Source organism: Halobacillus sp. BBL2006, from assembly GCF_000786645.1.
Taxonomy (GTDB): Bacteria; Bacillota; Bacilli; order Bacillales; family Halobacillaceae; genus Halobacillus.
In genome coordinates, this window is record NZ_JRNX01000673.1 from 1 (window position 1) to 3,993 (window position 3,993).

The following is a 3,993-nucleotide window of genomic DNA, read 5'->3' on the forward strand; positions in this document are numbered from 1 at the left end:
GTCCCATGCGCAGCGCTCCGCCATCTGAGTTGAATACTGCGCCGATCGGAAGTGAAAAGTTTACGGTCCGTTCGGATATTCCTGCCTTTTTGGCAGCATCTATAGCTACAGGTAAAGAAGCGATACTGCTGGAGGTGAAAAATGCTGTGAAGTAAGCATCTTTTGTCTTAGTGAAAAAATGTTTAATACTCACGTTTGCATACTTAAGGAACGACGTATAAATCAGGGCCCATAATAATAGGACGCCAAGATAAAAGACCCCGGTAAAGGCAAATAAGGATTGAAATGTCTGCCAACCCTGGTTTCCGAAGGAAGAAGCTCCAATCGCAAAAATACCGATGGGTGCATATTGAAGGATGCCTTGCAACAACAGAAAGAACAGGTCATTTCCCGCGGAGAAAAGGCGATGAAGTCTTTCACCAGAAGTACGAAGTTCATCTTTATCGGAATATCGCATCTTGACTATTGTCAATCCGATGATGACAGCGAGAAAGAGAATACCCATCAGTTCTCCAGACGTGAACGCCTGAAACAGATTGTTTGGAACGATGTTTAATAATACATCAGAAAATCCCGGGGTTTCCGGCTTTTCCACTTGCGCGTCCGGAAGCTTCAGTCCTTCACCAGGGTTGATCCATAATCCAAGAGCGACACCGATCAATACTGCGGCGGCTGTCGTAAGCCCGTAGTAGATAAGAAGTTTCCCACCGAGACGTCCCAGATGTTTCGGGTTCATCTGGTTGATCGCAAGGACCACAGTGAGGAAAATTACCGGAACAGCAACAAGGTTCAGCAGGTTGATCAGAATCGTACCGAGCGGTTTAACGATGTCCATTTGCGGACCGAACAAAACTCCTAAGACAATTCCTAGTGAAAAGCCGATCGTCATTTTTAAGAGAAAGGAGGCCAGTTTGTATAAATGCCATAGTTTTTTCATATGTATCACCTCTTTTTTTACAATGTTACTAGTATAACAGTAAATGAGCCCCTCGTTTAATAGATTTAATTTTCTTATTCATTCGCTGATCCATGCTATCCTAAGAACAGTTGAAATCATTTCCTATTATTTCTTTTAAGTAGAATGATCATAAAAGTTATAAATGCAATCGCTACACCAGAAGCCATTAGAATGACTTGAATAAATAATGAATCCATTTCCTTCCCTCCTTGCTATTATTCCGCAGCGGCGACTAGATTGACTTCAGTTTATCATTAATAAAAGGGAACCCAAAAAATTTAAATCGTTTAAAATGTAAATGAATAGGAGGGGGTATCCATCGAATTGATTTTCGTACGCCATGGGCAAGGGGAGCATACATTGGATGTCCCGGAGAGCCTGCATAAGATCGACCCGCCTTTAACCGATAAAGGGCAGAAGCAAGCGCGTAATCTTAGAAAAGAACTGCCTTTAACAGAAGAAGACCTCTTAGTCAGCAGTCCGGTCAGAAGAGCGTTGCAAACAGCATCCATATGGAGTGAAGGGGTAGATTGTTTAAAAGTTGTCAGTCCTTTCGTTGGACCTAGGATGTTTCCGCAAAACCCTGAGTGGGAGACGCTACCTTGTGATGAACTAATGGATAAGGAAAAAGTTGCAACTGCTTTTCAAGAGTTTCGTATCCATCACGGTACCTTAGAGACTTTGTGGAAGAGAGGCATTAATCAAAAACCAAAAGGAGAATTCGAACTGTTAGCAAGCGAGCTGATTGAATGGTGCAAAGAACAAGGGAAAAAGGAGGTATATATCGTATCTCATGATGGAACCATCACTTCTTATCGACAGCTCCTCGAACAAAAAACATTCTCTCGCAGTGATTTCCCTGCAGAGACAGGCTGGGAAATTCTCCATATTGCTGAATAAAAAAAGATCAACCAGTCGAATTGGTTGATCTTTTTATTTTATTATTGCTCCACTTTTTCTGGGAGCAGTTCACTATGGTTCATCCCGCACTCAGGACATTGCGTCCAAACGAAATAGGCAGATTTATCGTTGAAATCCTTTCGATCTACTTTGAGTACGGTTACCTGGTTGTTATAGCAGCTCGTGCACCTTTTCTTAATAAGCTGCCCGACTTGATAGTTATTCATGCAATACTCCTTTAATGGGTGATTACCCGGATTTTCATTTGTCTTAATCTATAGGGTCTTCTGCTTTTCCGTATCGGATGACATCATAAACAGCCATTCCATCGCTTGGCTTCCCGTCATCATTCCGATAAGGAAATAAAGAAAAGAAGATGAAATAAATGGAAAAGTATGCGTACTGATAGAAGAAGAGCGTGGCAGGAAGAATCTCAGTTGTGATGAAATAATTCATCAATAAAATAACGATGAGATTAAATAAGCTCCCTGCTAAATAGATGCTGACATGTGCCCACGTTTTGTTATAAGTCAATGACTCATATTGGCACCAGCCCTCCATAAAGTACTTTTTCTTCACTTCCAGAGAACCGATATTAAAAAGGGTATCTCCTGTTCCGATACAAAATTTAATTTTCCCTCCGAATAGTCTGGCCGTTAGCACGTGCCCTGCTTCATGAACGAGGGTTACTATGGGTAAAATCAGAAAAAAGTTAACAAAAAACATAGGAATATCACTAAGTGTGAACATTAAAACCCTCCATATTAAGCCTGAATCCAATGAGGTTGACCGCTAGAGAGTTACTGGTAAACAATAATACTAGATTAAAACGGAACCTTTGATCAGTTTGATTTTCATAGTTCTTTCATTTTCTATACATTCAATATAAGGCTCTCTTTCTAATGGGAAATAATGAACAAGTGTAGGGACCAGTTTCAAATGGTGTAAAAATTGATCATTTGTATATATTTCATGAAGGTTAAGGCAACAGCCTTTTCCATCTATAAGAACAAACCTAGCTTCCGTGTATCCTTCATCTTTTATGAATTGAAGCAATTCCATACTTCCGACTCCTAAAATGAGACATGAGACCACCATAACATAACAGGTCGTTATTATCCTCATATAATGCTTTTTTGTCGCTGGTAATTTATTGAACCCTATAGTGGTAACTTTCAAGGTTCATTGCTTACTTGCCTAATGTGGCACGATCTCTTTATATTAGTTCGAAAGGGAAGCCGTGGTTGTGGGCGTATCGTTACTTTCTCACTATAAAGTTGGGTGAAAGGATGATAGGAAAAAGAACACTTAGAGGTGGAATGAATATAATACAGAACTTAGGTCGTGACCATATAATTTCTGTGCGAACACAAAACATTACTTTATCGAAAAAAGTTGCGCAACCGCAAAAAAATAACTTACAATGATTTTAGCGTGTTCGTTTGAAAGGGAGAGTAGTATGGAGAATCTCGTACTTGCTTTTAGCCTTACCCTTCTCGCAGGGTTGGCTACAGGGATCGGAAGTATTTTGGCTTTTTTTACATCGAGAACGAATACAAGATTTCTCGCCTTATCTTTAGGTTTTTCTGCCGGCGTTATGATCTACGTATCGATGATTGAAATTTTCTTCAAAGCTCAGGAAGCCCTTGTGAATTCCATGGGTGAGGTGCCCGGTAAATGGGTGACCGTCGCGGGGTTCTTTGGTGGGATGGTTGTTATTGCTTTAATTGATAAGGTTATTCCAAAAGCAGGAAATCCACACGAAGTGAAAAAAGTAGAGGATATGTCGAAGCCTGATTCAGATGTAAAAGACGCCCAGCTCCTCAAAATGGGTACATTTACTGCATTAGCCATTGCCATTCACAATTTCCCAGAAGGAATTGCTACTTTTACGGCTGCATTGAATGACCCAAGTCTCGGCGTGGCTATTGCTATTGCGATTGCTATTCACAACATCCCAGAGGGAATTGCCGTTTCTGTTCCCGTTTATTTTGCAACAGGAAGCAAAAAGAAAGCTTTCAACCTTTCATTTTTAAGTGGATTATCCGAACCAGTGGGTGCTATTCTTGCTTACCTTGTATTAATGCCGTTTTTAAATGATATGGTCTTCGGTATTTTGTTCGCTGGAGTGGCAG

At 40.6% G+C, this 3,993-nt stretch carries 6 protein-coding genes; 2 read left to right on the top strand and 4 right to left on the bottom strand.

Features of this window, described 5'->3' with window-relative positions; translation table 11 throughout:
- Positions 1-937: dicarboxylate/amino acid:cation symporter (locus LD39_RS18110; RefSeq protein WP_052158945.1), on the bottom strand; the 937-nt coding region annotated here is incomplete at its 3' end.
- Between the two features lie 345 nt (positions 938-1,282).
- Here LD39_RS18110 and LD39_RS18115 point away from each other — a divergent pair.
- Complete coding sequence (locus LD39_RS18115; protein ID WP_231572613.1) at positions 1,283-1,858, top strand: histidine phosphatase family protein; 576 nt, start codon at positions 1,283-1,285, stop codon at positions 1,856-1,858.
- A 41-nt stretch (positions 1,859-1,899) separates the two neighbouring features.
- On the opposite strand, the gene LD39_RS18120 is transcribed toward LD39_RS18115, so the two are convergent.
- The 3 genes from LD39_RS18120 to LD39_RS18130 form a co-directional block, all read right to left on the bottom strand.
- The gene (locus tag LD39_RS18120; RefSeq protein ID WP_035551187.1) at positions 1,900-2,085 is read right to left on the bottom strand and encodes a hypothetical protein; all 186 of its coding nucleotides are present in this window, start codon (positions 2,083-2,085) and stop codon (positions 1,900-1,902) included.
- A 43-nt stretch (positions 2,086-2,128) separates the two neighbouring features.
- Positions 2,129-2,608, bottom strand: a complete 480-nt coding sequence (locus LD39_RS18125; RefSeq protein WP_035551190.1) for a site-2 protease family protein — start codon at positions 2,606-2,608, stop codon at positions 2,129-2,131.
- Between the two features lie 69 nt (positions 2,609-2,677).
- Positions 2,678-2,920, bottom strand: coding sequence for a hypothetical protein (locus tag LD39_RS18130; RefSeq protein ID WP_035551195.1), 243 nt, complete (start codon positions 2,918-2,920; stop codon positions 2,678-2,680).
- 397 nt (positions 2,921-3,317) lie between these two features.
- Between LD39_RS18130 and zupT the strand changes: the two genes are divergently transcribed.
- Positions 3,318-3,993, top strand: a 676-nt coding sequence (gene zupT / locus LD39_RS18135; RefSeq protein WP_035551198.1) for a zinc transporter ZupT, incomplete at its 3' end; no start/stop codon positions are given.

Coding starts and splice junctions, on each gene's coding strand:
- LD39_RS18120 (WP_035551187.1), bottom strand. CDS start 2,085: ATGAATAACTATCAAGTCGGGCAGCTTATTAAGAAAAGGTGCACGAGC.
- LD39_RS18125 (WP_035551190.1), bottom strand. CDS start 2,608: ATGTTCACACTTAGTGATATTCCTATGTTTTTTGTTAACTTTTTTCTG.
- LD39_RS18130 (WP_035551195.1), bottom strand. CDS start 2,920: ATGGAATTGCTTCAATTCATAAAAGATGAAGGATACACGGAAGCTAGG.